Origin of the sequence: Alkalibacterium olivapovliticus, assembly GCF_003003275.1 — a bacterium.
GTDB lineage: Bacteria > Bacillota > Bacilli > Lactobacillales > Carnobacteriaceae_A > Alkalibacterium > Alkalibacterium olivapovliticum.
Genome location: NZ_PVTO01000002.1, coordinates 127,207 through 149,701 on the forward strand (window position 1 = coordinate 127,207; position 22,495 = coordinate 149,701).

The window sequence follows — 22,495 nt, forward strand, 5'->3', positions numbered from 1 at the left end:
TCACCTTCCATTCATTATTTTCTTAATTAAGGCGGTTACATTGATTACCCCTTAACTAAGAGTGCTATATACATATCATAGCTAATAGACCTATAAATGTCTAAAGATATGCAGATGGTTAGATAATAATACGCGCTTCCTTTTTATCCTCAGCTCACCCATTTCTACTCAATTCTCTTAATGATTCGAGCGGGTACTCCACCAATAACGACATTATCAGAGAAGGATTCAGTGACAACAGCGCCAGCAGCCACAACACAGTTATTCCCCAGCGTCACGCCACCCACGATTGTCGCATGCGTACCGACCCAGCAATTATCGCCAATAGTAATGGCTCTGCCAAATTCCATCCCGGAGTTTCTTTCTTCAGAAGGTAGCGGGTGTTCAGCCGTAACGATGCTGACGCCGGGTCCAAGCATGGCATTATCCCCAATCGTAATAGGACAGACATCTAGAAACACACAGTTGAAATTAGCATAAAAATTTTCCCCCACATGTATATTGTAGCCGTAATCTACGCGCAAAGCAGGTTCGACGGTTATATTCTGTCCTGTCGAGCCGAAAAGAGTTTTTATGATCCCTTTTCTTTCGTCATCTGAATCGGCCCTATTGAATCGTTCAGCCGTATCATGTCCCCTCTTCCGTTCTTCCAAAAGCTGGGGATCTATAGGATCGTAAAGTTCTCCGGCAATCATTTTATTTTTATTAGATATCATAGGCTACCCCTTTGATTTTCACTCTTCATTTTTAAAATGGACTTGCAATAATCGAGAATAAATAGGCAACAAATCATCAAGCGTTTTTTCAAAGAAAAACTTCTGGCATTTCAAGTCACCGATTTCCTTGTTTTGAGGTTTCAGTATTCTACCGATAAGAAATTCTCCTTTTTTAACGCTAATCAGTCGGTCTAATGTTAAATCGATGTTCTCTTTAGTTGCTTTATCAATATCCGGCTTTGTGTGATCTTTAGATATGTAGTAATCCTCAGAGAGGTGATTGAACACACTACTATTCTCAATCAGATAGGTCCCCATTGCTTTTTCATGTTTTGGATTATCTATTAATGACAAAAACATAAACACGTAATCCTGATTGATCCCCACTTGTATATGAGGATACTTCTTATACCCGCGTTTATTCCCGCCAAATGCCGACCAGGTAGATTCCGGTGGGTTAGTAGTTCGTCTTCTGTGTTGAGCAATATGAAATGCTCCTTCAAAATCTGTTTTTTTGTTGACCTTCTCAATAAATGTGTCACCAATTGTTTGAAACACAGGTTGAATTCTATCTCTAATCAGCTGCATTCTGTCTTCAAGTCCATCAACTTGAAATAGAGTAAAATCTTCTTTTTTGAAATAATCGTCCATAGGGTCCTCCTCACAGATACTTGATTACTATTGTAGCAAAAAAGGGCAAAGAGTTCGATAATAGAATGACCGCTATTCGCCCGTGACATTATTCGATAGCTTCGCTAACTTCCTGCATCATAATTCTGAATGTTCCGACTCCGCCCTCAGCCAAATACCAGGCAGATGGGGATAAATAGTGAATGGAATCAGTCTGATAAGCTTGTGTTTCCTGGATAATCGGATTTTCCTCCACAGGTGCTGCAGATGTATCTCCACCAATAGCAGCTGTACGGTCGATGAGGAATAGAATGTCTGGATCCATCGATAAGACATACTCATAAGATATTTCCATCCCATGATTTGATTCTTCTATTTCATTGTCCACCGGCATAAATCCGAATGCATCATGTACGACTCCAAAACGCGAACCCGGTCCGTAGGCAGATAATGATCCTTCATTATACATAGCCATCAATGTCGTCATATCAGATTCTTCAGCTCGTCTATTTAATTCGTCCAGTTCACTTTCCAGTTCACTAATCAGTGAATCTACTTCTTCTTCCGTTTCAAAAATGGCAGCCAGACGATTTAAGTTAGCGCTGATCGAGTCAATATACTGAGTAGAATCATTACTTAAATCTATTGTTGGGGCAATGTCACTCAAATCGTCATAGGCGGAGCTGGAACGTCCAGCCACAATAATCAGATCCGGTTCAGCAGCATTGGTAACCTCAAGATCGATTTCGAAGAAACTGCCTGCTGCTTCAATAGCCTCATAATTCGATAAATGCTCTGGAAGATTCGGAGAAGCTGTCAGCACTACTCTGTCCTCCATCCCGATAGATGCCATATTATCCAGCTGTCCATTATCAAAGACGGCTACACGCTGTGGGTTTTTTGGTACTTCCACACTGTTGCCAGCAGCATCTTCGATTAAAACGACCGTTTCTTCCGGTACCTCCTGCTCCAGTTGACCTGTTGACGGAGCTGAAGTCTCCCCCTCCGTTTGACCGCACCCAACTAATGCCAGCGAGCTCAACACCATTGTCCATCTAACTAATTGTCTATTTATCATTCTGCTATCTCCTCTTTTTGTTTAATTTGTTGTATAGTACAGGCAGTATTTTGTCCCATTGCTTTCAATAATTTTAACATCCATATCGTATAGATCATCCAGGACCGTTTTATTGATCATTTCATCAACAGTTCCAGAGGCGAACAATTTCCCATCTTTCATAGCGACGATATTATCTGCATAACTAGCTGCAAAATTAATGTCATGAACGATCGTAATAACCGTTTTACCTAACTCATCAACCAGTCGGCGCAGCGTCTTCATCATCTGAACCCCGAAACTCATATCCAGATTATTCAAAGGTTCATCGAGCAGTATGTAGTCAGTATCCTGACATAAGACCATTGCAATCAAGGCTCTCTGGAGTTGTCCTCCTGATAAAGTATCAATGTATCTTTCCTGCAAAGCGGTCAGTCCCAAGTATTCCAGTGACTCATTAATCATCTCATGACAATGTGCATTCAATCTTCCTTTTGTATAAGGGAAACGTCCAAATGAAACCAGTTCTCTGACTGTCAAACGGACATTCATCTGGTTGGTCTGCTTTAAAACGGACAGTCTTTTGGCAAAATCGCCGCGCTTCCAGGTTTTCACCTCGTTTCCATCTATATAAATATCACCTGTATCTTGGGGAATCAAACGACTGACCATCTCAAGCAAGGTGCTTTTTCCGGCTCCATTTGGACCGATACAGGCTGTTAACTTTCCTTTTTCGATTGGAAGACTCACATTATTGACCACGATCGATTCTCCGTAACTTTTAGTAACTCTTTTTACTTCCATCATTATGTGCTGCTCCTTTCTTTCAATAGTATGAACAAGAAATAAATACCACCGATAAATTGAATAATGACACCCAGGGTCGTTTGAAGAGCAAATACATGCTCAACAAACAACTGACCTGAAAGGATGAAAAGAACGGATATCATCCCTCCTCCTATGAACAGAACCGAGTGTCTGTATGTATTGAATAAGCGATAAGCGATATTAGCCCCAATAAATCCAAGAAAGGAGACTGGTCCTACTAATGCAGTAGAAACAGATGTTAAGACACTCACTAATATAAACAGTTTTAGAAAATAGACATCCACATTTATCCCTAGTCCTAATGCATACGCCCTGCCCAGATGTAAAACATCGAGTTTAGAACTTTGGCTGAATAAATAGAGAAGGATTGGCAGTGTCAGAAATAGTGAGAAAGTGACTAACGATGTGTCTACCCTGTTAAAACTTGCAATTGTGCTGGCAAACAAGCTGTTAAATTCATTCGGATCAATCATCACTTGTAAAAAATTTGTGAAGCTGCTGAAAAATGTTCCCAAAATCAAACCAGTCATCAGCATCAAGTAAATTTTCCCGGGGTACTTTTTAAAAAATAGCCAAAACAACCCAAGACTGCTTCCAACCATTAGAATTAGACTAAAGAAAAAATTTAATTGTTGATTAGTCACCAGCAGATGATTAATACCAAGAAAAAAGAAGATGACCGTCTGAGATAGTATATAAAGCGAATCAAGTCCGATAATATTGGGTGTCAGTATGACATTTTGAGTCATTGTCTGAAAAACGATTGTGGCAATCGTTGAACTGAACCCGACTATAAAAAACGGAATAATCCGTTGACTTCGAAGCCGTAGTGCAAATTCGATGTTCCCACGAGTATTATAGGTCAGGTATAAAAAAAGAAACAAACCTATTGCAACGGTGAGCATAAAAAAAATCAGTCTGTTTTTTTGAACCTTCATTTTGATTCTCCTCGAAGAAGTAAATATAAAAAGAGTACACTCCCTATTACCCCAATAATGACACTGATTGGTATTTCATAGGGGTAAATAAGCGTCCGTGATAAGACATCTGAAAAAAGCAGAAACAATGCACCAAAAAATGCTGTTGGCATTAGAATTTTTCCGAAATGATCACCTTGTTTCAAAGACACTAGATTAGGAATGACGATTCCAACAAAAGGGATGCTGCCGACCGTCAGGATAATAGCTGAAGTGGCTAAAGCTACTAATGCTATACCAATGATTTCAAGCGTAGCGTAAGGTATACCTAGCTCAGTTGATACATCTTTACCTAGACCCATGACTGTGAAATAGTGTGCCAGCAGGTAAATCACACCAAACAAAGGAAAGGATAAAAACAGCAACTGGTAATTTGAAGAAGATATCAGTGCGAAATTTCCCTGCAGCCAGGACGATGTATTTTGAACAACTTCAAACTGAATGGCAAGGTAACTGCTGAGAGAATTGATAATGTTACCAAACATTAATCCTACCAAAGGAATCATCACAGCTTTTTTATTTTTAATCGTTCGAATGAACAGGATGAAGATGAATGTTCCCGTTAATGAGAATGCAAATGCCAAGCCTGTTTTTTGAGCCAGAGATGACTGTGAAAAATAAATCATCGACACAACGATGCCTAATCTTGCACTAGCCATAGTACCGGCAGTCGTGGGCGACACAAACTTATTTTGTGTCAGCTGCTGCATAAGGAGACCGCAGATCGCTAACGTGCTCCCGGATAAAATAAGACTAATCGTACGGGGAATCCGAGTCGATATCAGAACGAGTCTTTGAACCTCTGATAATTGAAATAGATTCATGAAAGATACTTCCTGCACACCAGTAAAAATGGATACTAGTGAAAAAAGCACAAGCAAGATTACCATTAAACTATTTCTCATCAAGGGAGTTTTCAGTTTCAAAGACATCTTTTCCTCAACCCATTTCCTCATTAAATATAGTTCTAACACACCTTTAATTGATAATGATTATCATTCTCAATAAAGATTATATCGGAATAATTATACAAATGCAATGTTTCACAAAATAATACTAGAACTTGATTCTATGGCGACAAAAAATAAGCTATTGCTGTTCTCAGTGTTTTACGCTGAAGAAACAACAATAGCTTTGTGGCGCCATTTAGCAATCATTTGGTTGAGTAGTTAATAGACGGATCACTTGATAATGACTTTTATACACATTCAATGAATTATTCTTTTTTCACAAGCTTCAGGAACTGAATGACCATATCAGCCGATTTTTGACCTGCCAGATCAATAAAGTCATTAAATGAAAGTGAAGCCTCTTCATCCGCCACATCTGAAACTGCCCTGACGACAGCAAAGGGAATGTTGAACTGATAACATGTCTGAGCAACAGCAGTTCCTTCCATTTCTGTTACCAGTGCTTCAGAGAAATGCTGGCGGATTTCGTTTATTTTATCTTTACTGCTTATAAATGAATCTCCTGTTACAATCAGTCCATTCTTCACACGCCAATTGCTGGCCTCTGCTGCTTCACCTATTATCCCTATCATATGAGCATCTGCATCATACAGTTCCGGCATTTGAGGGATTTGTCCAAATGAATAACCAAACGCTCTCGCATCTGCATCATTATAAGTCAATTCCGTAGCAATTACCAAGTCCCCCACTTTAAGACCATTGCCAATTCCTCCTGCAGAGCCTGTGTTTATAATACTGTCAGCTTTAAAAGAATTAATCAATAATGTCGTGGCAATTGCCGCATTCACTTTTCCTATTCCTGATTGAACAAGAACAACTTGTACTTGCTCGATCTGTCCTTCGTAGAAATGCTGATTGGCGATTGTTGTCTGTGTCATATTATCTAGCTGATCAGTCAGTACTTTCAGTTCCTGCTCCATTGCAGCAATAATCCCTAATTTCATACTATTCCCCTTTTATTAGTTGAAGTATCAAAAGTATTAGATAAAGAAGACAAAAGACAGCACAATAATCAATAGTAATAAAACGATCACGATCGCTAATGTCAATTGTTTTTCAATCTTTCTATACTTCTCCATTTCATTTAGTCTTTTTTTAGATGTACGTCCAACCTTTGAAAGCTTTCGCTCCTTTTTCCTATTTTGATTTTTTTCAATTCTCTGTTCTTTTCTCTCTTTTTTCATTTCCAGTTCTTTCTGCTTTTTAAGTTCGCTTCTAGAAGACATGCTACTCATCCTATTCTGTCGTCATCTGCTTTTTCATTTTCCAGTAAAATAAAGCAAATACTGTTTTTGAATCCCTCAGTAGTCCTTTCTCATAAAAGGCCCATGCTTCATCGTATGTAGCGATGATCATCTCTACATTCTCATCCTCATCTTGAGGCAACGGATCGTCTACTAAGTAAAGATCCGATGCTTCATAAATCTCCAGAAATTCATCTGTAAAACCGGGTGTACTATAGAAAGACGTTACAAAATCCCATTGTCTCGCTTTGTACCCTGTTTCTTCTTCCAATTCTCTTTTTGCCGTGTTCAATCCCGATTCATCATCTGCATCTTTCAATCCTGCTGGGATTTCAATACTCTCGCTCTCAATTGCTTTTCGATATTGCTTGACCAGTATCAGCCGGCCATCTTCAGTAAAGGGAATAATAGCGGCTGCTCCCGCATGTCTGACAATCTCCCTCTGAGCTAATTCTCCATTAGGCAATTTCACTTTCTGTACAGTATATTCTGTTACATTTCCTTTGTAAATTGAAGTTTCTTCAACAGTTTCTTCATAAAATTCCATACATTCACCCCTAACTTATGAGTTTATCATACCTCATTTTACTGTATTTTTCACCCTCATGCTTAATTAGTCCAAAGCAGTAAATCCATCTTAGGTCCCATGTTAATTATTTTATGATTTGTGATACTATATAGGTAGAATAAGTCATTGTTTCATAAGAATGGAGGATTACAAATGAAACACTCAACACTTAATAAATCATTAACGTATATCGTCACATTATTCACTACCCTTTTCCTATTTGTCTTACTCTTAGGATTCGATTTAAATGGGTTTGCAGCACTATTACTCAGTATAGGAGCCGGTGTCTTTATGTTAAAAAAATATAACAGCAGGTCTTCAAGCAGCAAGTCCGGCGGTTCTAAACTGCCTCGCCTCAGCCAGGAAAAAGAAGCCTTTTATACATCAAAAGGTCTTTCTAAAGAAGATATCCAGTACTTCAGAAAAACAATGCATAAAGCTAAAGAACAGGTCATGACTATTGAAACAAACATGGCTAAATCCGGCAAGCTAAAAGCGATTGAAAACAGAAACAACACTGTCGGCTTATCTAAGGCATTGTTTAAGGAAATAGCTAATGAACCTGACCGTTTGCACGAAGTGGATCAGTTTTTGTATGTTCACTTACCTTCCCTTGCTGATTTAGTTGTCAAATATGTCGAAATTGAAAATCATAAAGCTAAAAGTAAAGCGACTTATGACATATTAGATAAATCGTCTGCCACTATTGATAAAATGTGCGGTCAGATTGTAGAAGATTATGTAATGTTTAAAGAAGACGATATTCAAGATCTGGATGTTGAAATCGAACTGGCAAAACGTACTTTAGACAAAAATTTATAATATAATGTGATTTGAAGGAGCTGTTAACATGTCGAACAAGGAAACCGAAAACTTTGATTCAAATAAAACTGCCGAAATAGATGACTTATTATCCAACCCTTTCGGACAGACCTCACTTGAAAAACAAGTGTCAGAAAATGAAACGGGTATTGAAAAGCAAGTTGAAGTGAAAAAAATGATCGATAGTTTAAATGAAACCCGAAAAAAACAGGCCTACGAGCTTGCAAAACAAATTGATACGTCAAATACAGATGCTTTACTCAACTACGGAGCCCAGGCTCAACAGAAACTGGGCGATTTTTCTCACTCTGTGTTGAATCATGTGCAAAATCAGGAAACTAATCACATCGGTGAAACACTGAATGACCTGATGTTTCGTTTAAATGAAGCAGATCCAAATGAACTGAAAGCAGAAAATAAAAACATCTTCAAGAAAATGTTCCGTAAAATAAATCGCTCTATATATGAAACAACCGCCAAGTATCAGAAAATCGGTGCACAGGTCGATAAAATTGCGGTTAAATTAGATAAAGAACGTGAGCTGTTACTGAAAGATAATGTGATGCTTGAAGACCTCTATGAGAAGAATTATGATTATTTCGAAGCTTTGAATGTTTATATAGCAGCTGGAGAAGTAAAAATTGAAGAACTCTCTAATGAAGTCATTCCACAGGCCGTTAAGCATGCTGAAACAAGCGGAAATCAGATGGAAGTTCAAAAGGTCAATGACTTGAATCAGTTTCTCAACAGACTGGACAAACGCGTATACGATCTTAAAACAGCTCGACAGATGACTATTCAACAGGCACCACAGATTCGTCTGATTCAAAATACAAATCAGGCATTAAGCGAAAAAATCCAAACGTCTATCAATACGGCTATCCCGCTATGGAAAAACCAGATAGTTGTAGCCTTGACCTTGTTACGTCAAAAAGAAGCAGTTACTGCGCAAAGACAAGTTTCTGAAACAACTAACGATCTTTTAACTAAAAATTCTGAAATGTTAAAACAGTCCTCAATTGAAACAGCGCATGAAAATGAGCGAGGTATCATCGATATCGAAACACTCGAAAAAACTCAAGCGGATCTGGTTGAAACTCTCGAGGAAACATTGACTATTCAACGTGAGGGTCGATCAAAACGCAAAGAGGCTGAAGTTCAGCTGCAGCAGCTGGAAAGCCGCCTGAAAGATCAGTTGCTTCAATTAACCGAGCCGCAAAAAGATAATCGTTCCTAATTAGTAGTATCTTATCTGTTCGTAAGTGCTATTGTTTGAATAATCTGTGACTTTTTCCTATACTAGGTTTGTAAGTAATTTATAAGAAAGAGGAGAGATATTTATGTTAGGATTTATTTGGTCACTAGTTGTTGGTGGCGTTATTGGAGCAATCGGACAAGCGATTGTCGGTACAGACGTACCTGGCGGAATTATTGGTAATATTATAATCGGCTTTATCGGAGCGTGGGCTGGTCATGCTCTATTCCAATGGGGTCCTGAATTAGGTGGATTCTTTATCGTTCCTGCTATTGTTGGTGCAATTCTGATCGTATTTATTTATGATTTAATTGCCAGCAGATTATAATATAGCCTGAAGAATAAAATAAAAACATCCTCAAGATTTGACTTGAGGATGTTTTTTTATAGTTTAGTTACGTTAGCTGCCTGAGGACCTCTGTCTCCATCGACGATTTCAAATTCAACTTCTTGTCCATCATCTAAAGATTTGTATCCTTCACTGTCGATTGAACTGAAATGTACAAACACATCTTCATGTCCTTCTACTTCGATAAACCCGAATCCTTTTTCTGCATTGAACCATTTTACTTTCCCTTGTACCATTTGCTTATTCCTCCTACTTTATACTTGCAACAGAAATCTAATGCATTTAAGACTTATTTGTTTAGTAAGCTTTAAATCAAACCTCTATTACACATAAAATTATACAAAAGAAAACGCTTCAAATCAAGGTATCAGATTCTTTTTTATAAAAAAACTGATGATTAATCAGTGTATGATTTCTACACTGACTAATCATCAGGTTATTTTTACTTTTATTTAGCTAAAACTTCAGGATAATGCTTCTCGCATATCTCATGACACCGTTGACACAAGTACTCTTCATCAGAGATTTGAACTGTGTTTTCTGATGTGATACGACAGCGTGTGCACACTTCTCCAGACATGTGTTCTACTTTAATAGATACGCCCTCAAACTCCAGTATAGATTCATCTTCTGGTTTTTCGGACAGGTCTTTTATGATCAGATCAGAAGCAATCAGTATTTGTCTAATATCGCTGTTCAGTGACTCGAGCAGCTCTTTGACCTGGTTGGATGCATAAATAGTGGTTTTGGCTTCAAAATCTTTCCCGATAATTTTATTTTCTCTGGCTACTTCATTAGCTTTCAGCACCTTATCACGGAACTTCATGAATGCATTCCATTTATCCAGTACCTCAGCTTCGTTATCATATGATCTCACTTCAGGAAACTCAGCTAGTTGAACATAGTCTTCTTCTTCCTGCAGGTATGTCCACATCTCTTCAGCTGAATGAGGTAAAATAGGCGCCAGCAATTTAGTCAGGTCTCTTATGATATGATAAAACACAGTCTGCATCGCTCTTCTATTATAATCATCCGGTGCATCAATATATAATACATCTTTTGAAAAGTTAGCATAGAAATTGGAAACATCTACTGTACAGAACTGATTGATTTCTTTAAAAATATCAGAAAAAACATGACGCTCATAGCCATCGGTCACATTTTTAACCGTCTGATTCAAACGGTTCATCAGATACTGATCTACTGGACGCAGTTCTTCATAAGCTACGCCATCCTTATTGATGTCAAAGTCCTCTGTGTTCTGGATAAGGAAACGAATCGTATTTCTGATTTTACGGTAAATCTCGGAAACCTGTTTCAGAATATCCATACTTACTCTAACGTCAGCTTGTGTATCGACACTGGAAACCCAGAGACGAATCAAATCTGCTCCCATCTGTTTGATCACTTTATTAGGATCGATAACATTTCCGATGGATTTACTCATTTTCTTACCGTTGCCGTCTAAAACCATACCCTGAGACAGAACTGCTTTGTACGGAGATACTCCGTTAATGGCTACAGAGGTTGTAATACTTGAGTTGAACCAGCCTCTATATTGATCTGATCCTTCCAGGTACAAGTCAGCAGGGAATGACAGGTTCTCTCTTTTGCGAAGTACCGCATGATGAGATGATCCAGAGTCAAACCATACATCCATGATGTCTGTTTCTTTTGTAAAGACACCATTAGGACTTGATGGATGGGTGAATCCTTCTGGAAGCAACTCTACAGTTTCTTTTTCAAACCAGATATTTGACCCGTGTTCTTCAAATAGCTGTGCCACATGTTCTGTCGTTTCCGGTGTGATGATAGCATCTCCATTTTCACCGTAAAAGATAGGAAGTGGCACGCCCCATGCACGCTGACGGGATATTACCCAATCTCCACGATCTCTGACCATGTTAAATATTCTCTGCATTCCCCATGGCTGAAGCCAGTCAACGTCCTGAACAGCTTTAAGGATTTCTTCTCTAAAGTTGTTGATAGAAGCAAACCATTGAGGTGTTGCCCTAAAGATAACCGGTTTTTTCGTACGCCAGTCATGAGGATAGCTGTGGGTGAAGAAATCCAGTTTTAATAGTGCATCATTCTCTTCCAGCCACTCTGTGATTGTTTTATTTGCTTTATCGTAAAAAACACCTTCAAGTCCTGGTGCTTCAGCAGTGAAAAGCCCTTTTGCATCAACTGGTGATAATACAGGCAATTGATACTTCTGACACACAATAAAGTCATCTTCACCATGTCCTGGTGCTGTATGGACGAGTCCAGTTCCGTCTTCTAAAGTAACGTGATCTCCCAGAATAAGCAGGGATTCACGATCATAGAATGGGTGTTGTGCAGTAATGCCTTCCAGTTCTTTCCCTTCGATTTCATTGATAAGCGTGACATTTTCCCACTCTAATGTCTCGGCTATATCCTCAACCATCTCAGAAGCAACTACAAATTTTCTGCCATCCGCTTCAACAACAGCATATTGAGCATCTGGTTTTACTGCAATCGCGAGATTGGCGGGTAATGTCCACGGTGTAGTCGTCCAAATAACAAATGAAGTATCAGTATCTAATAGGGATTTTCCATCTTTAACTTTGAACGCAACATAGATATTAGGTGAGCGAACATCATGATATTCAATCTCAGCTTCTGCTAAAGCAGATTCGCTGGAAGGAGACCAGTAAATCGGTTTTAACCCACGATAGATATAATCTTTTTCTGCCATTTTACCAAATACACGAATTTGTTCTGCTTCGTAATCTTTAGTCAACGTCACATATGGATTATCCCATTCTCCAGCTACACCTAATCTCTTGAAATCGGTGCGTTGTTTTTCAATCTGTTTCCATGCATAGTCTTCACATAATTTTCTGAATTCTACAACTGACATCGATTTTCTGTCAACGCCTGTGTTTGTCAGCGCCTGTTCAATCGGTAAACCATGAGTATCCCACCCTGGTACATAAGGTGCCCTATATCCAGACATTGATTTGTACCTTACTATAATATCTTTTGAAATTTTATTCAGCGCATGACCAATGTGGATATTCCCATTAGCATAGGGAGGTCCATCGTGCAAAATAAATGAGGGCTTGTCCTTGTTTAACGCTTGTCTTTTATTGTATATATCTGATTCTTCCCATTCTTTCTGTCTTTCAGGTTCTTTGTTCGGAAGATTTGCCCTCATGGGGAATTCAGTTTTTAATAAATTTAATGTTTCTTTGATTTCCATTTTATCACCCTGCCTTTTTTATAATAAAAAAAGACCTCATCCTAAAGGACGAAATCTTCGTGGTACCACCTTAATTTGAAAAGCAATGAATTGTGCCTTTCCTTGGTCTCTTTAACGCAGAGTAACGCTGCCGCTTACTTCATTCAGCTACAGTTTGCTTGAAGGATAAGGTTAACTTCCACTTGTCAATGTTTCAGCGTTCATTGACTCTCTGTAAAGTATCCATTAAACTCGTGTTTCAAGTCACATTTACTATTTTACTTCCGGTAATTCAACAGCCGGTATCATGCCTTCTTCATACTCTTGAGAATCAGACTCTTCCAGCTCAGCTGATGAATCAGTATCTTCTACTTCACTTTTACTGTCAAGTTCTTCTTTTACCTCATTTAGTGTATCAGTATCTGGTTGTTCTGAGGTAGGTGGCTGCAGAATATCATTCCATTCGTCCTTTTTTACTAATTCAAGTTGAGATTCGATCATTAATTGCAATCTCTGTCTGAAAATACGACTCTGTTTCCTCAACTCTTCTGTTTCCTGCTCAATGCGTCTCGCTTTATAAACGGCATCTTTAAGCAATTCATCCGCATGGTTTTCAGCTTCATGCTGCACGTTTCCAGCTTCTGTCTTAGCTTCTTTCGTAATCATTTCCGCTTCTTTTTCAGCATTCTTCTTCAGTCGATCTGCAGCATCTTGAGCAACAAGGATCGATTTATTCAATGAGTCATGCATCTGATCGTAATTCGCCAGTTTTTCCTCAGCAAAACTTAATTTCTTTTCTGCTTCTTTTTTTTGTTTCAGAAGCATTTCATAATCTTTAATAATCTGATCAAGATAGTCATTTACTTCATCCTGATCATACCCTCTCATTTTGACAGGGAATTCCTTATTATGTATATCCAATGGTGTTAATGCCATGAAAAATACCTCCAATAATTATTAAGGCCTCAGTGCCTTTAGTATAATAAAACTGACTCATTAACTCAAGAAATAATTAGCTGTTTCTATCCAAGACGCCTAGAGAAAGTCTAATTTTCTCTTTCTTAGTCTTTCCTTCTATCGATTGCAGTCTTATTCTACGGTATCCTCTTATAGAAATAACATCATAAATACCAAGAACACTATCGGGGCGTTCCGTTTCGTTCCAGTTGACTTTAACTTTTCCGGATGAAATCAGTTCCTTTGATTTTTGTCTGGAGAAGTTGAATGCACTTGCGAGGACAACATCCAACCTAAGAGAGGAGACAATTACATCTCTGTCTTCCCAGGTATCCTTTGGCCTAATAATATCTGTATATGCAGTTTCTTCCAGTTGAATGGAAATATTTCCCACTTTATCTATAGAAGACAACAGAAAGTCCATAATGGCTCCTTCTGCAAAAAACTGCCAGCGTTCTCCATCTGTTATGATATCCCCTATCTTGTTCCGTTCAATGCCTGATCCCATCAACGTTCCTAGTATTTTTCCGTGTGATAAGTCTGCGAACTTTTTGGGGTACCTGATTTCTGCCAGTTTAATATCAAAATCTTTCTGTTCCGGTTCGAAGTATGACGGTGAAAGATAGAGGCGCTTGCGTTCAGCCGCCTCGTACCCACCATACTCATTAATCTGAACCTCTTCGTACTGTCCAATAACTGACTCTACTATATACTGTTCTCTGGGATCCAGAAATGGAGTCAGATAAGGAGTATACTGCATATCAACTTGCTGAGCCCAGTCCAGAGTCTGATCAATAAACCGTTTTTCTTCTTCTCTAAAGTGCTGATAAATATTCTCCATCGCTACCTCATCCAACCTGTTGTATTAGGGTTAAAACTAATTGAAATAGAGCCGTAATGCCGTATTCGATAAAATTCAGTGAAAAGAATGCAACGATTCCCGCTAAACTCAACATACCGATCGGCGGAACAAATCGTCTGAATATCCCAACATATGGTTCACATATCCGGATAAGGAATTGACCCAAACCGGACTGGTAACCTCCCGGCATCCAAGATAATAGAAAGTAAACGACCAGTGCTATTCTGTAAATCTGTAACCCCTGCATTATTAATCTGTATAAAGCTGGTATTAATTGAACTAACATCTGTTTTATGAAGCTCCATTCTCTTTAGTACTCATTATTTTTTAGTGCCTGTAATTCAGCTCCATCAACTTCAAAAGACTGAGGCGTACAGATGAATATTTCCTCACCTAATCGTTGAATATCACCTTTGATCGCATAGGTTGTCCCCATTAAAAAATCAATCATTTTAGTCGCTTGACCTTTTTCCATTCGCCTGAAGTTCAGAATAACTGACTGGTTGTTTAATAATATATCTGCAATAGACTGGACATCAGAATATAGTCTCGGTTCCATTACTTTGATCTTAGGCTTTTTTAAGGCTTGCTGATGATTGATCGCTACAATATTCTGATGAGATGATTTTCTCATTTCATTATTTTCTGATCTTTGAGGAGCAACAGCATTCGTACTTTTATTCATTTCCTTAACAGACTTTTTCTCAGATAATGCTTCTTGATTATCGTTGTCCGAGTCATTCAGAGAAAAGTAATCATTCAATTTTTCCTTTATACTCACAATACTCTTCCTTTCCAGTGACTATTATTTACGTCGTCGTCTGAAGAAAGGTGGTGTATCCATTTCTTCGTTAGTATTTTCTGACTCTTCATCTCTGGAAAACAGATTATTAGATGAATTATCTTTTTTCTTTTCAGCTTTTTCATCTAAATCAGCGTTGTGTCTGTCTCTCAGGTTCGGTTCTTTTCTAATATCCCAGTTCCCAAAAGGATCGTTCTCGCTGTCTTTGGTTGTAGCGGATTTAAGATTTTTTTTAGCAGGAGCTGGCTTCTGCTGCGTTTTACTTTCTGCATCGATACCTGTTGCAATAACAGTCACGACTACTTCGTCACCCAGTTCTTCATTGACAGAAGTACCAAAAATGATGTTTACATCATTAGTTGCTGCTGCTGAGACAATGTCGGATGCATCTTGTGCTTCGAATAAAGTCAGGTCAGATCCACCTGTTATATTTAGCAGTACATTTTCAGCACCATCCAGTGAAATTTCTAATAAAGGAGAAGAAATCGCCTTTTTAGTCGCTTCGGCTGTTCTGTTCTCACCAGTTGCAGTACCGATACCCATTAATGCAGATCCCTGGTTTTCCATAACGGTTTTAACATCCGCAAAGTCCAGGTTTACATATCCAGGGTTAGTAATCAAATCAGAAATACCCTGCACACCTTGTCTTAAAACATTGTCTGCTTCTCTGAAAGCTTCCATCATCGGTGTTTTTTTATCAACGATTTCAAGCAGGCGGTTATTGGATATAGTCACTAAAGTATCAACGTGTTCGCGCATTGAAGCTATTCCTTCAGCAGCAAAACGACCTTTTTTCGGGCCTTCGAAAGTAAACGGTCTGGTAATAACACCAACGGTCAGTGCACCCTGCTCTTTAGCTATTCTAGCTACAATTCCTGCAGCTCCAGTTCCAGTACCGCCACCCATTCCTGCAGTTACGAATACCATGTCTGCGCCTTTTAAGGCTTCTGCTAGTGCTTCTTCACTCTCTTCAGCCGATTTTCTTCCAACTTCTGGATTAGCACCTGCCCCTAGACCTCTTGTCAGTTTGGGTCCGAGTTGAATTTTAGTTTCAGCACTCATCATGTCAAGTGCCTGCAGATCTGTGTTGGCTACTATAAATTCTACACCTTGTACATCGTCTTCAATCATTCGGTTTACAGCATTACCGCCGGCTCCACCGACACCAATAACTTTTATAAGTGCTCCATTAGATATTGCAGAATCAAATCCTAATTCCATTCTTTTTCCTCCTGTATATCCTTCTCATTAATTATTCAAAAAAATTTGAAAAGATACTTTTTATTTTTTCGATTACTGATTCATTATCTTTGTTATCCTGCTGATGACTGTTTTTTTGAGTAGTCGAAACAGCTGGCTGAGTTTCCTGGGGTCCAGTTTCGGACAGAGCATATTCTTTATTTAAAATCATGTGATTTATAACTTTGGACAACTCATCCATCTTAGCTTTAGAGTGAACCAGCCCAATTGCATTTGAAAAGGACGGATAACGGACGCCCATAAAATCTGGTATATACGTCTTAACGTTCACTTCAAAAATGTCTTCTGCAAGTTCTTCTACTCCAGGAATGGCAGCAGTTCCACCGGTCATGATTATCCCGCCAGGCAGATCGAATGCGCCGATTTCTTCAAGCTCTTCCCGAACTTTCTCAAATATCTGAGAGAGTCTGGCTTCAATTATCTCAGCAATGTATGACTCCTTGACTTCGATATTGCCTTCCTGTCCAACGACATCAACTGAGATCAGCTGATCTTTTTCCTGGTTGTCGTCACGAAAAGCATATCCAACTTCCCTTTTAAGTTTTTCAGCGTTTCTGAGAGAGGTGTTCAACACCACTGATATATCTTTAGTGATATTTTCGCCACCTTCTTGAATAATAGTGGCAAACTTAACCTGCTCGTCATGAACAGCAGAAGCAGAGGTCTGTCCTCCACCCAAATCGATTTGAATGGTCCCAAAGCGACGTTCATCTTCAGACATGACCAGCTCCGACATTGCGTGCGGCTGGAATATCATATCACTTATTTCGAAACCAGCATTGTTCACACTTTTTTTAATGTTGTGCAGGACTGTTTTCGATACAGCTAAAAGTGTTCCGTAAAGTTCAACTTGTTCGCCGACCATTTTACGCGGATCCTTAATTCCATCAAATCCGTCTACTAAAAACTCTTCTACCATAATTGATAATAACGTCTTATCATTAGGCACTTTTTTTGATTTAATTAATTCTATAATCTTTTTTAATAACGAGTTATTGATTTCCTGTGACGCATTTTCTACAGAAACCGTAACGTGAAAAGGATTGATTTCAACATTTGTTGCAGGAACTCCTACTATTAATGATCCGATCTGTATACCGGATTTTTCTTCGGCTTGTTTGACTGCTTTCTTTACAGATTGAGCAGTTTCATCAATATCTATAATTAATCCTTTGTTAATCCCGTTACATTTTTCACTTCCAACTCCAATAACATTCATCTTGCTATTTAGCACTTCAGATACAATGACTTTTATTGAAGTGGTTCCAATATCTAAACTTGAATAAATTCCATCCTTCACTTTATTGAAACCTCCCATTCTTCAATAACTAAAACCAGCCTAAACTAACTAATTTCAAACTATTGATACTTTTTATTCTACCATAAACCGAACGCCATAATGAAGTCTATTTATTGATTTATCAGTATTTTTGATTACTTTTGTGTAACAGTATCTCACCTATGTCACTAGCTGTTTTGTATTAGTTAAAAAGAGTGCCTTATCTCTGATGATAAGACACTCTTTTATAATCATTTTGCTTTCGCTATTTGGTTATTCCTCTACTTCTAAAATTTCATCAGTCTCTTCAAATTCTTCATACTCATCTGAAGTAAACGGTATAAAATAAGCACCTGCTTCCAAATCAAACAGTCCCTTTTCACTACCGACAGTTTCTCTCATCTGAAGATAATAATTAAGGCGTTCAGCTAAAGTAGGTATTGATGCCAGCACTTCATTTCCATCATTCATAAAAATACGTACCAGCATGTCATTTCGATCACTATCCATGAGCTCTATTTCAGAAACGATAGCCTTGATTGACTCTTCTACTTCTTCATACTCCACCAGCATCCGATCTAAAACTGACCCTTGTGAAAAATTCAGCAGTACCGGCTGGTTCGAAGTGATTCGTGGAAGGAATTCATCTAATATGACTCCATTCTCAAGGATTTTATAATACTGGTCCTCATTTAAAAGATAGGCGACGGTTTCATATTCACTTACCGTTATGTTGACTGTCTGTAATCCGCTTAAGCTAACACTGGCTTCAGAAATTTGTGGAATGCTGCTTTCAATTGCCTCTTCAATTTCACTTCTATTTCTTAAAACAGTCACTATGGAATCACCCATCTGGATCGTACTGCCTTGATAGACGGCCTGGTCGTAAACTTCATTAGTCCCTTCAACAGAGACTCCGTTCACTTCGCTATACGGACTTATGCTATATGCTGACAGAATAATACTAAACATAAAAAGTAATACAAGCATACCCCATTTTATATATAGCCTGTTAAATGATGTCAGCCGTGAAAAAGAGGATGCTTTACCTCCGTCATTTTTCACTTCCTCAGTTTCCTCTTTCAGTGTCATAGTCACTTCTCCTATTTCAATCCTCTTTACTTATCAGCTCTAACATAAGATGAATTAGTCTGTCAGAAGCATCTGGAACCCCTAAGGCTTTAGCGTTCCGAGTCATTATGCTTCTTTTTGACTCATCTGTCATCAGTTTATTGATACTATCGATGAACATCTGCCCATTCAACTCAGTCTCTTTTATCAATACTGCTGCATCTGCGTCCGAGAGGCTTCTGGCATTGCGTGTCTGGTGATCCTCAGTGACATTCGGACTGGGAATCAATATACTTGGGACCCCCAACGATGTCAACTCCGCTAAAGTTGTAGCTCCACTTCTAGATACAACTAATGATACTGATGCAAAAACATTGGGTAAATCATCAATATAAGGAACCACTTTGACCGATGACTGCTCGCTTAGCTCCCCATTCATTTCTTTCCATTTGCTTAGTATTGATTCATAGTGGTCTCTGCCCGTTACAAACAGCACCTGATAATCCCCTTGCTCCAGAGCTTTCCCGTTTTTAATCACTGCTTCGTTAATAGCATATGCGCCTCTGCTGCCTCCAAATATAAGAACTGTAGGTGTTTCAGCCTTTAGACCATACTCTGTTAAACTGCTGTTTTTTTCTATATAGGCCACTTCCTGCGCTCTAGGATTACCTGTAAAATGAACCTTCTCCTCATGTCCCTGAAATTGTGCCCGGGCATCTTCAAAACAGATAGCGATGGCAGAAACATATTTAGCCAAAAACTTATTCGTGATTCCAGCTACACTATTTTGTTCATGAATAATTGTCGGAATATGACTTTTTGCTGCGGCATAGCAGACAGGTGCACTCACATACCCACCAGTTCCTATAACGACATCTGGTTCGAATTCTTTAATTATTTTCTTTGACTTTCTGATAGCTTTGATAAAATAGCCGACCGTTTTAACATTATAAACGATCCCCTGCATATTTAAACTTCTTTTAAACCCTTCAACTTTTAAGGGCTCAAAATTGATCGACTGCTCAGGTACAATAGTACTTTCCAATCCCCTGAACGTCCCAACATACAAGAATTCAGCATCAGAGTGCAATTCTTTTATTCTTTTGATCAGGGCTAAAGCCGGGTAAATATGTCCCCCAGTTCCTCCGCCGGTTACTAATATCCTCATAAAAAACGCACCTAGTGCTTACTCTCCTTTTAAATAGCCTTTTTTGATCAATTCAACATTATCTATAAAGTCCTGTCCTCTAGCCTCGAAATTGGAATAAGCATCCCAGCTTGCGCAAGAAGGAGACAGGAGAACAATGTCTCCTTCTTTACTTTCTAAATAAGCCTTTGCTACGGCGTCAGACAGCTTGTCATAAGCAGTGGCCATCTCAACACCTGCTTCAGCTCCTACCTCAGACAATTTCTGAGCAGTCTCTCCAAATGTAAATAAGTACTTTACATGCTTTCTAAAAGCAGGAATAAGGTCTTCAAAGCTATCACCACGATCCAGTCCACCTGCCAGTAAAATCACTTTTTGATTAAAACCTTCCAAAGCATTTATTGCTGCTAATGAATTGGTTGCTTTAGAATCGTTATAAAACTTGCGATGATTGAACTCGTCGACAAACTGCAGTCGATGAGGAACACCGTTAAATTTACTAAATACTTTCTCGATTGCCTCGTTGCTTACTTTATAAAGTTTGGCTACAGCGATGGCAGCCAGTGCATTTTCCAGATTATGCTTGCCCGGCATAATGATAGATGCGCTATCCATTACTTTTTCATTATTGAAGTAAATGGTGCCATTATCTAAATAAACGCCTTTATCCAGCCGTTTTTTTCTGGAAAAAGGAATAAATGTGGCTTTGCTTTCACTTGTAACCAGTTCAGTCAGTTCGAACTGATCGTGATTATAAATTAGATAATCTTCTTTTGTCTGCTTTTTGGTTATGTTCATTTTAGCCATTACATACTCATTTCGAGATCCATGGTAGTCCAAGTGAGCTGAGTGAATATTAGTTATGACAGCTATTTTCGGCTTAAACTCAGAAGTCCCCATCAACTGAAAACTTGATACCTCCATGATTAGAGTGTCTTCTGTACCGGAATTTAAAGCTACACTCGCCGCTGGCGTTCCAATATTGCCGACTGAATAAATATGGCCGTTTTCATAATCAGCTTTTAACAATGACTCAATCATTTTTGTAGTGGTTGTTTTGCCATTTGTGCCTGTGATGGCTACTATAGGGGACTCGCTGATCGTATACGCGATCTCAACATCAGTAATGATCGGTATTCCTCTTTTCAATGCCTCCACGAGCAAAGGATTGGAGTACGGAATGCCAGGATTTTTAACGATCATGTCAGGCGTATCGTCCAGTAAACTTAAAGGGTGTCCCCCGGTCACGACCTTGATTCCCAAGGATGACAATTCATCTGCTTCTTTATTGTCTTTTAGATGTTTATAGTCATTTACAATGACAGATGCCCCTAATTGATGCAGAACTTTGGCTGCACTGTATCCACTGACTGCCAGTCCCAATACTAATATGTTCTTGTTTTTATAGTCATCTCTTATAGTCATTAAACTACTCCTCATTCAAAAGTTAGTCACCCGTACTGATTTTACACTGAATGTAAAAAAACTGGAAGTAGAAATCTACTACCAGTTCCAGCATTCAAATCATAATTAACGCTACTACACTCATAATCAACGTGATTGCGGAAAAGATAATGACAATTTTCCATTCTCCCCATCCACTCATTTCAAAGTGATGATGGATTGGACTCATTTTGAAAATTCGTTTTCCTCTTGTTTTGAAAGATGTTACTTGAAGCATGACGCTTGCTGTTTCGATAACGAATATCAGACCGATCAACAGGAGTGTCCACTCCTGATTTAAAATGATCGACGTCCCGGCCAATCCTGCTCCTAAAGCCAGAGAACCAACATCGCCCATAAAGATTTTAGCTGGTTTTTTGTTGAAAAGAAAGAATCCAATCAGCGCACCTACTATAGATACAGTGAACAATGCTACTTCCCACTGGTTCTGCCACACTGCAATGAGTGTATAAGTAATATATGCAATGGTTCCAGTGGTTGCAAGGAGCCCATCTATTCCATCTGTCAGGTTTGTTGCATTCGAAAACCCAACAAGCCAGAATAGAACGAATAAACCGTAAATCAATCCAAGATCTATGCTGATACCAAAAGGCAGCTGGATTACATTTACTGAAATAAGGCTGTTAACGCCTAGGTAGAACAGAATAGCCCCTGCTATTTGAGCAAGTAATTTCTGTAGGCTTGTGAGTCCCAGATTTCGTTTCATAACTACTTTGATATAATCATCAACGAATCCAATTACTGCAAATACTAGAAAAATGAAAACCAGTAGTGCATTCAGCCCAAGATTTACATCATAAATCAAACTGAACACTAATGATGTCGCCACCACGGATATCAGTATTGAAACTCCGCCCATAGTTGGGGTCCCTGATTTAGCTTCATGCCAGGACGGTCCTTCTTCTCTAGTTGTCTGACCTAACTGTTTCTTTTTGAAATAATTGATTACTGCCGGCATTAAAACAACTGCGATTACACTACTGATGATCAACGGCAGTATTAAACTTACACTCTCCACTTTTTATGTCCAC

24 protein-coding genes are annotated in these 22,495 nt (G+C 38.7%); 3 read left to right on the forward strand and 21 right to left on the reverse strand.

Annotated features, from left to right (window positions below; genetic code table 11):
* Window positions 1–164 precede the first annotated feature (164 nt).
* The 9 genes from CLV38_RS01600 to CLV38_RS01640 form a co-directional block, all read right to left on the reverse strand.
* Window positions 165–716: a sugar O-acetyltransferase gene (locus CLV38_RS01600; RefSeq protein ID WP_106190622.1), complete on the reverse strand. Its 552-nt coding sequence runs from the start codon at window positions 714–716 to the stop codon at window positions 165–167.
* Window positions 717–734: 18 nt separating this feature from the next.
* On the reverse strand, window positions 735–1,367 hold the full coding sequence (locus CLV38_RS01605; RefSeq protein ID WP_106190624.1) for a DUF1054 family protein: 633 nt from the start codon (window positions 1,365–1,367) through the stop codon (window positions 735–737).
* Between the two features lie 88 nt (window positions 1,368–1,455).
* Window positions 1,456–2,424 (reverse strand): siderophore ABC transporter substrate-binding protein, encoded by a 969-nt coding sequence (locus CLV38_RS01610; protein WP_106190627.1) that lies wholly within the window; start codon window positions 2,422–2,424, stop codon window positions 1,456–1,458.
* 21 nt (window positions 2,425–2,445) lie between these two features.
* Window positions 2,446–3,210 (reverse strand): iron ABC transporter ATP-binding protein, encoded by a 765-nt coding sequence (locus CLV38_RS01615; protein WP_106190629.1) that lies wholly within the window; start codon window positions 3,208–3,210, stop codon window positions 2,446–2,448.
* Window positions 3,210–4,169, reverse strand: coding sequence for an iron chelate uptake ABC transporter family permease subunit (locus CLV38_RS01620; protein WP_106190632.1), 960 nt, complete (start codon window positions 4,167–4,169; stop codon window positions 3,210–3,212). The genes CLV38_RS01615 and CLV38_RS01620 overlap by 1 nt, the downstream gene beginning before the upstream one ends.
* Window positions 4,166–5,113 carry an ABC transporter permease gene (locus tag CLV38_RS01625; RefSeq protein ID WP_106190822.1) on the reverse strand — a complete coding sequence of 316 codons (948 nt, stop codon included), beginning with the start codon at window positions 5,111–5,113 and terminating at the stop codon, window positions 4,166–4,168. The genes CLV38_RS01620 and CLV38_RS01625 overlap by 4 nt, the downstream gene beginning before the upstream one ends.
* A gap of 311 nt (window positions 5,114–5,424) precedes the next feature.
* On the reverse strand, window positions 5,425–6,123 hold the full coding sequence (locus CLV38_RS01630) for a 5'-methylthioadenosine/adenosylhomocysteine nucleosidase (RefSeq protein WP_106190634.1): 699 nt from the start codon (window positions 6,121–6,123) through the stop codon (window positions 5,425–5,427).
* Between the two features lie 36 nt (window positions 6,124–6,159).
* Complete coding sequence (locus tag CLV38_RS01635; RefSeq protein WP_106190637.1) at window positions 6,160–6,405, reverse strand: hypothetical protein; 246 nt, start codon at window positions 6,403–6,405, stop codon at window positions 6,160–6,162.
* Window positions 6,406–6,415: 10 nt separating this feature from the next.
* Window positions 6,416–6,970: an NUDIX hydrolase gene (locus CLV38_RS01640; protein ID WP_106190639.1), complete on the reverse strand. Its 555-nt coding sequence runs from the start codon at window positions 6,968–6,970 to the stop codon at window positions 6,416–6,418.
* Window positions 6,971–7,144: 174 nt separating this feature from the next.
* Here CLV38_RS01640 and CLV38_RS01645 point away from each other — a divergent pair, with 174 nt between their 5' ends.
* The 3 genes from CLV38_RS01645 to CLV38_RS01655 all read left to right on the forward strand — a co-directional run bounded on the left by CLV38_RS01645 (window position 7,145) and on the right by CLV38_RS01655 (window position 9,396).
* Complete coding sequence (locus CLV38_RS01645) at window positions 7,145–7,813, forward strand: 5-bromo-4-chloroindolyl phosphate hydrolysis family protein (protein ID WP_106190641.1); 669 nt, start codon at window positions 7,145–7,147, stop codon at window positions 7,811–7,813.
* A gap of 28 nt (window positions 7,814–7,841) precedes the next feature.
* The gene (locus CLV38_RS01650) at window positions 7,842–9,050 is read left to right on the forward strand and encodes a toxic anion resistance protein (protein WP_106190644.1); all 1,209 of its coding nucleotides are present in this window, start codon (window positions 7,842–7,844) and stop codon (window positions 9,048–9,050) included.
* Between the two features lie 103 nt (window positions 9,051–9,153).
* Complete coding sequence (locus tag CLV38_RS01655; RefSeq protein ID WP_106190646.1) at window positions 9,154–9,396, forward strand: GlsB/YeaQ/YmgE family stress response membrane protein; 243 nt, start codon at window positions 9,154–9,156, stop codon at window positions 9,394–9,396.
* A gap of 56 nt (window positions 9,397–9,452) precedes the next feature.
* Here CLV38_RS01655 and CLV38_RS01660 read toward each other — a convergent pair whose 3' ends face one another.
* The 12 genes from CLV38_RS01660 to mraY form a co-directional block, all read right to left on the reverse strand.
* Complete coding sequence (locus tag CLV38_RS01660; RefSeq protein ID WP_106190649.1) at window positions 9,453–9,653, reverse strand: cold-shock protein; 201 nt, start codon at window positions 9,651–9,653, stop codon at window positions 9,453–9,455.
* Between the two features lie 212 nt (window positions 9,654–9,865).
* Window positions 9,866–12,643 carry an isoleucine--tRNA ligase gene (ileS, locus tag CLV38_RS01665; RefSeq protein ID WP_106190651.1) on the reverse strand — a complete coding sequence of 926 codons (2,778 nt, stop codon included), beginning with the start codon at window positions 12,641–12,643 and terminating at the stop codon, window positions 9,866–9,868.
* Window positions 12,644–12,895: 252 nt separating this feature from the next.
* Window positions 12,896–13,558 carry a DivIVA domain-containing protein gene (locus CLV38_RS01670; RefSeq protein ID WP_106190653.1) on the reverse strand — a complete coding sequence of 221 codons (663 nt, stop codon included), beginning with the start codon at window positions 13,556–13,558 and terminating at the stop codon, window positions 12,896–12,898.
* Between the two features lie 76 nt (window positions 13,559–13,634).
* Window positions 13,635–14,420, reverse strand: coding sequence for a YlmH family RNA-binding protein (locus CLV38_RS01675; protein WP_106190655.1), 786 nt, complete (start codon window positions 14,418–14,420; stop codon window positions 13,635–13,637).
* Between the two features lie 7 nt (window positions 14,421–14,427).
* On the reverse strand, window positions 14,428–14,727 hold the full coding sequence (locus CLV38_RS01680; RefSeq protein ID WP_106190658.1) for a YggT family protein: 300 nt from the start codon (window positions 14,725–14,727) through the stop codon (window positions 14,428–14,430).
* Between the two features lie 24 nt (window positions 14,728–14,751).
* A complete protein-coding gene (locus CLV38_RS01685; protein ID WP_106190660.1) occupies window positions 14,752–15,222 on the reverse strand; it encodes a cell division protein SepF in 471 nt (156 codons plus the stop codon).
* A gap of 24 nt (window positions 15,223–15,246) precedes the next feature.
* The gene (gene ftsZ / locus CLV38_RS01690) at window positions 15,247–16,464 is read right to left on the reverse strand and encodes a cell division protein FtsZ (protein WP_106190663.1); all 1,218 of its coding nucleotides are present in this window, start codon (window positions 16,462–16,464) and stop codon (window positions 15,247–15,249) included.
* 31 nt (window positions 16,465–16,495) lie between these two features.
* Window positions 16,496–17,803, reverse strand: a complete 1,308-nt coding sequence (gene ftsA, locus CLV38_RS01695; protein WP_106190665.1) for a cell division protein FtsA — start codon at window positions 17,801–17,803, stop codon at window positions 16,496–16,498.
* 252 nt (window positions 17,804–18,055) lie between these two features.
* Entirely contained in the window at window positions 18,056–18,874 is an 819-nt protein-coding gene (locus CLV38_RS01700; protein ID WP_106190668.1) for a cell division protein FtsQ/DivIB, read from the reverse strand.
* A gap of 16 nt (window positions 18,875–18,890) precedes the next feature.
* On the reverse strand, window positions 18,891–20,021 hold the full coding sequence (gene murG / locus CLV38_RS01705; RefSeq protein WP_106190670.1) for an undecaprenyldiphospho-muramoylpentapeptide beta-N-acetylglucosaminyltransferase: 1,131 nt from the start codon (window positions 20,019–20,021) through the stop codon (window positions 18,891–18,893).
* 18 nt (window positions 20,022–20,039) lie between these two features.
* Complete coding sequence (murD, locus tag CLV38_RS01710; RefSeq protein ID WP_106190672.1) at window positions 20,040–21,425, reverse strand: UDP-N-acetylmuramoyl-L-alanine--D-glutamate ligase; 1,386 nt, start codon at window positions 21,423–21,425, stop codon at window positions 20,040–20,042.
* A gap of 94 nt (window positions 21,426–21,519) precedes the next feature.
* Window positions 21,520–22,482 (reverse strand): phospho-N-acetylmuramoyl-pentapeptide-transferase, encoded by a 963-nt coding sequence (mraY, locus tag CLV38_RS01715; protein ID WP_106190673.1) that lies wholly within the window; start codon window positions 22,480–22,482, stop codon window positions 21,520–21,522.
* Between the last annotated feature and the right edge of the window lie 13 nt (window positions 22,483–22,495).

Bases quoted from the DNA above. Each gene is read 5' to 3' on its own strand.
- CLV38_RS01600 (WP_106190622.1), bottom strand. From the start codon at position 716: ATGATATCTAATAAAAATAAAATGATTGCCGGAGAACTTTACGATCCT.
- CLV38_RS01605 (WP_106190624.1), bottom strand. From the start codon at position 1,367: ATGGACGATTATTTCAAAAAAGAAGATTTTACTCTATTTCAAGTTGAT.
- CLV38_RS01610 (WP_106190627.1), bottom strand. From the start codon at position 2,424: ATGATAAATAGACAATTAGTTAGATGGACAATGGTGTTGAGCTCGCTG.
- CLV38_RS01615 (WP_106190629.1), bottom strand. From the start codon at position 3,210: ATGATGGAAGTAAAAAGAGTTACTAAAAGTTACGGAGAATCGATCGTG.
- CLV38_RS01620 (WP_106190632.1), bottom strand. From the start codon at position 4,169: ATGAAGGTTCAAAAAAACAGACTGATTTTTTTTATGCTCACCGTTGCA.
- CLV38_RS01625 (WP_106190822.1), bottom strand. From the start codon at position 5,113: ATGAGAAATAGTTTAATGGTAATCTTGCTTGTGCTTTTTTCACTAGTA.
- CLV38_RS01630 (WP_106190634.1), bottom strand. From the start codon at position 6,123: ATGAAATTAGGGATTATTGCTGCAATGGAGCAGGAACTGAAAGTACTG.
- CLV38_RS01635 (WP_106190637.1), bottom strand. From the start codon at position 6,405: ATGTCTTCTAGAAGCGAACTTAAAAAGCAGAAAGAACTGGAAATGAAA.
- CLV38_RS01640 (WP_106190639.1), bottom strand. From the start codon at position 6,970: ATGGAATTTTATGAAGAAACTGTTGAAGAAACTTCAATTTACAAAGGA.
- CLV38_RS01645 (WP_106190641.1), top strand. From the start codon at position 7,145: ATGAAACACTCAACACTTAATAAATCATTAACGTATATCGTCACATTA.
- CLV38_RS01650 (WP_106190644.1), top strand. From the start codon at position 7,842: ATGTCGAACAAGGAAACCGAAAACTTTGATTCAAATAAAACTGCCGAA.
- CLV38_RS01655 (WP_106190646.1), top strand. From the start codon at position 9,154: ATGTTAGGATTTATTTGGTCACTAGTTGTTGGTGGCGTTATTGGAGCA.
- CLV38_RS01660 (WP_106190649.1), bottom strand. From the start codon at position 9,653: ATGGTACAAGGGAAAGTAAAATGGTTCAATGCAGAAAAAGGATTCGGG.
- ileS (WP_106190651.1), bottom strand. From the start codon at position 12,643: ATGGAAATCAAAGAAACATTAAATTTATTAAAAACTGAATTCCCCATG.
- CLV38_RS01670 (WP_106190653.1), bottom strand. From the start codon at position 13,558: ATGGCATTAACACCATTGGATATACATAATAAGGAATTCCCTGTCAAA.
- CLV38_RS01675 (WP_106190655.1), bottom strand. From the start codon at position 14,420: ATGGAGAATATTTATCAGCACTTTAGAGAAGAAGAAAAACGGTTTATT.
- CLV38_RS01680 (WP_106190658.1), bottom strand. From the start codon at position 14,727: ATGTTAGTTCAATTAATACCAGCTTTATACAGATTAATAATGCAGGGG.
- ftsZ (WP_106190663.1), bottom strand. From the start codon at position 16,464: ATGGAATTAGGATTTGATTCTGCAATATCTAATGGAGCACTTATAAAA.
- CLV38_RS01700 (WP_106190668.1), bottom strand. From the start codon at position 18,874: ATGACACTGAAAGAGGAAACTGAGGAAGTGAAAAATGACGGAGGTAAA.
- murG (WP_106190670.1), bottom strand. From the start codon at position 20,021: ATGAGGATATTAGTAACCGGCGGAGGAACTGGGGGACATATTTACCCG.
- murD (WP_106190672.1), bottom strand. From the start codon at position 21,425: ATGACTATAAGAGATGACTATAAAAACAAGAACATATTAGTATTGGGA.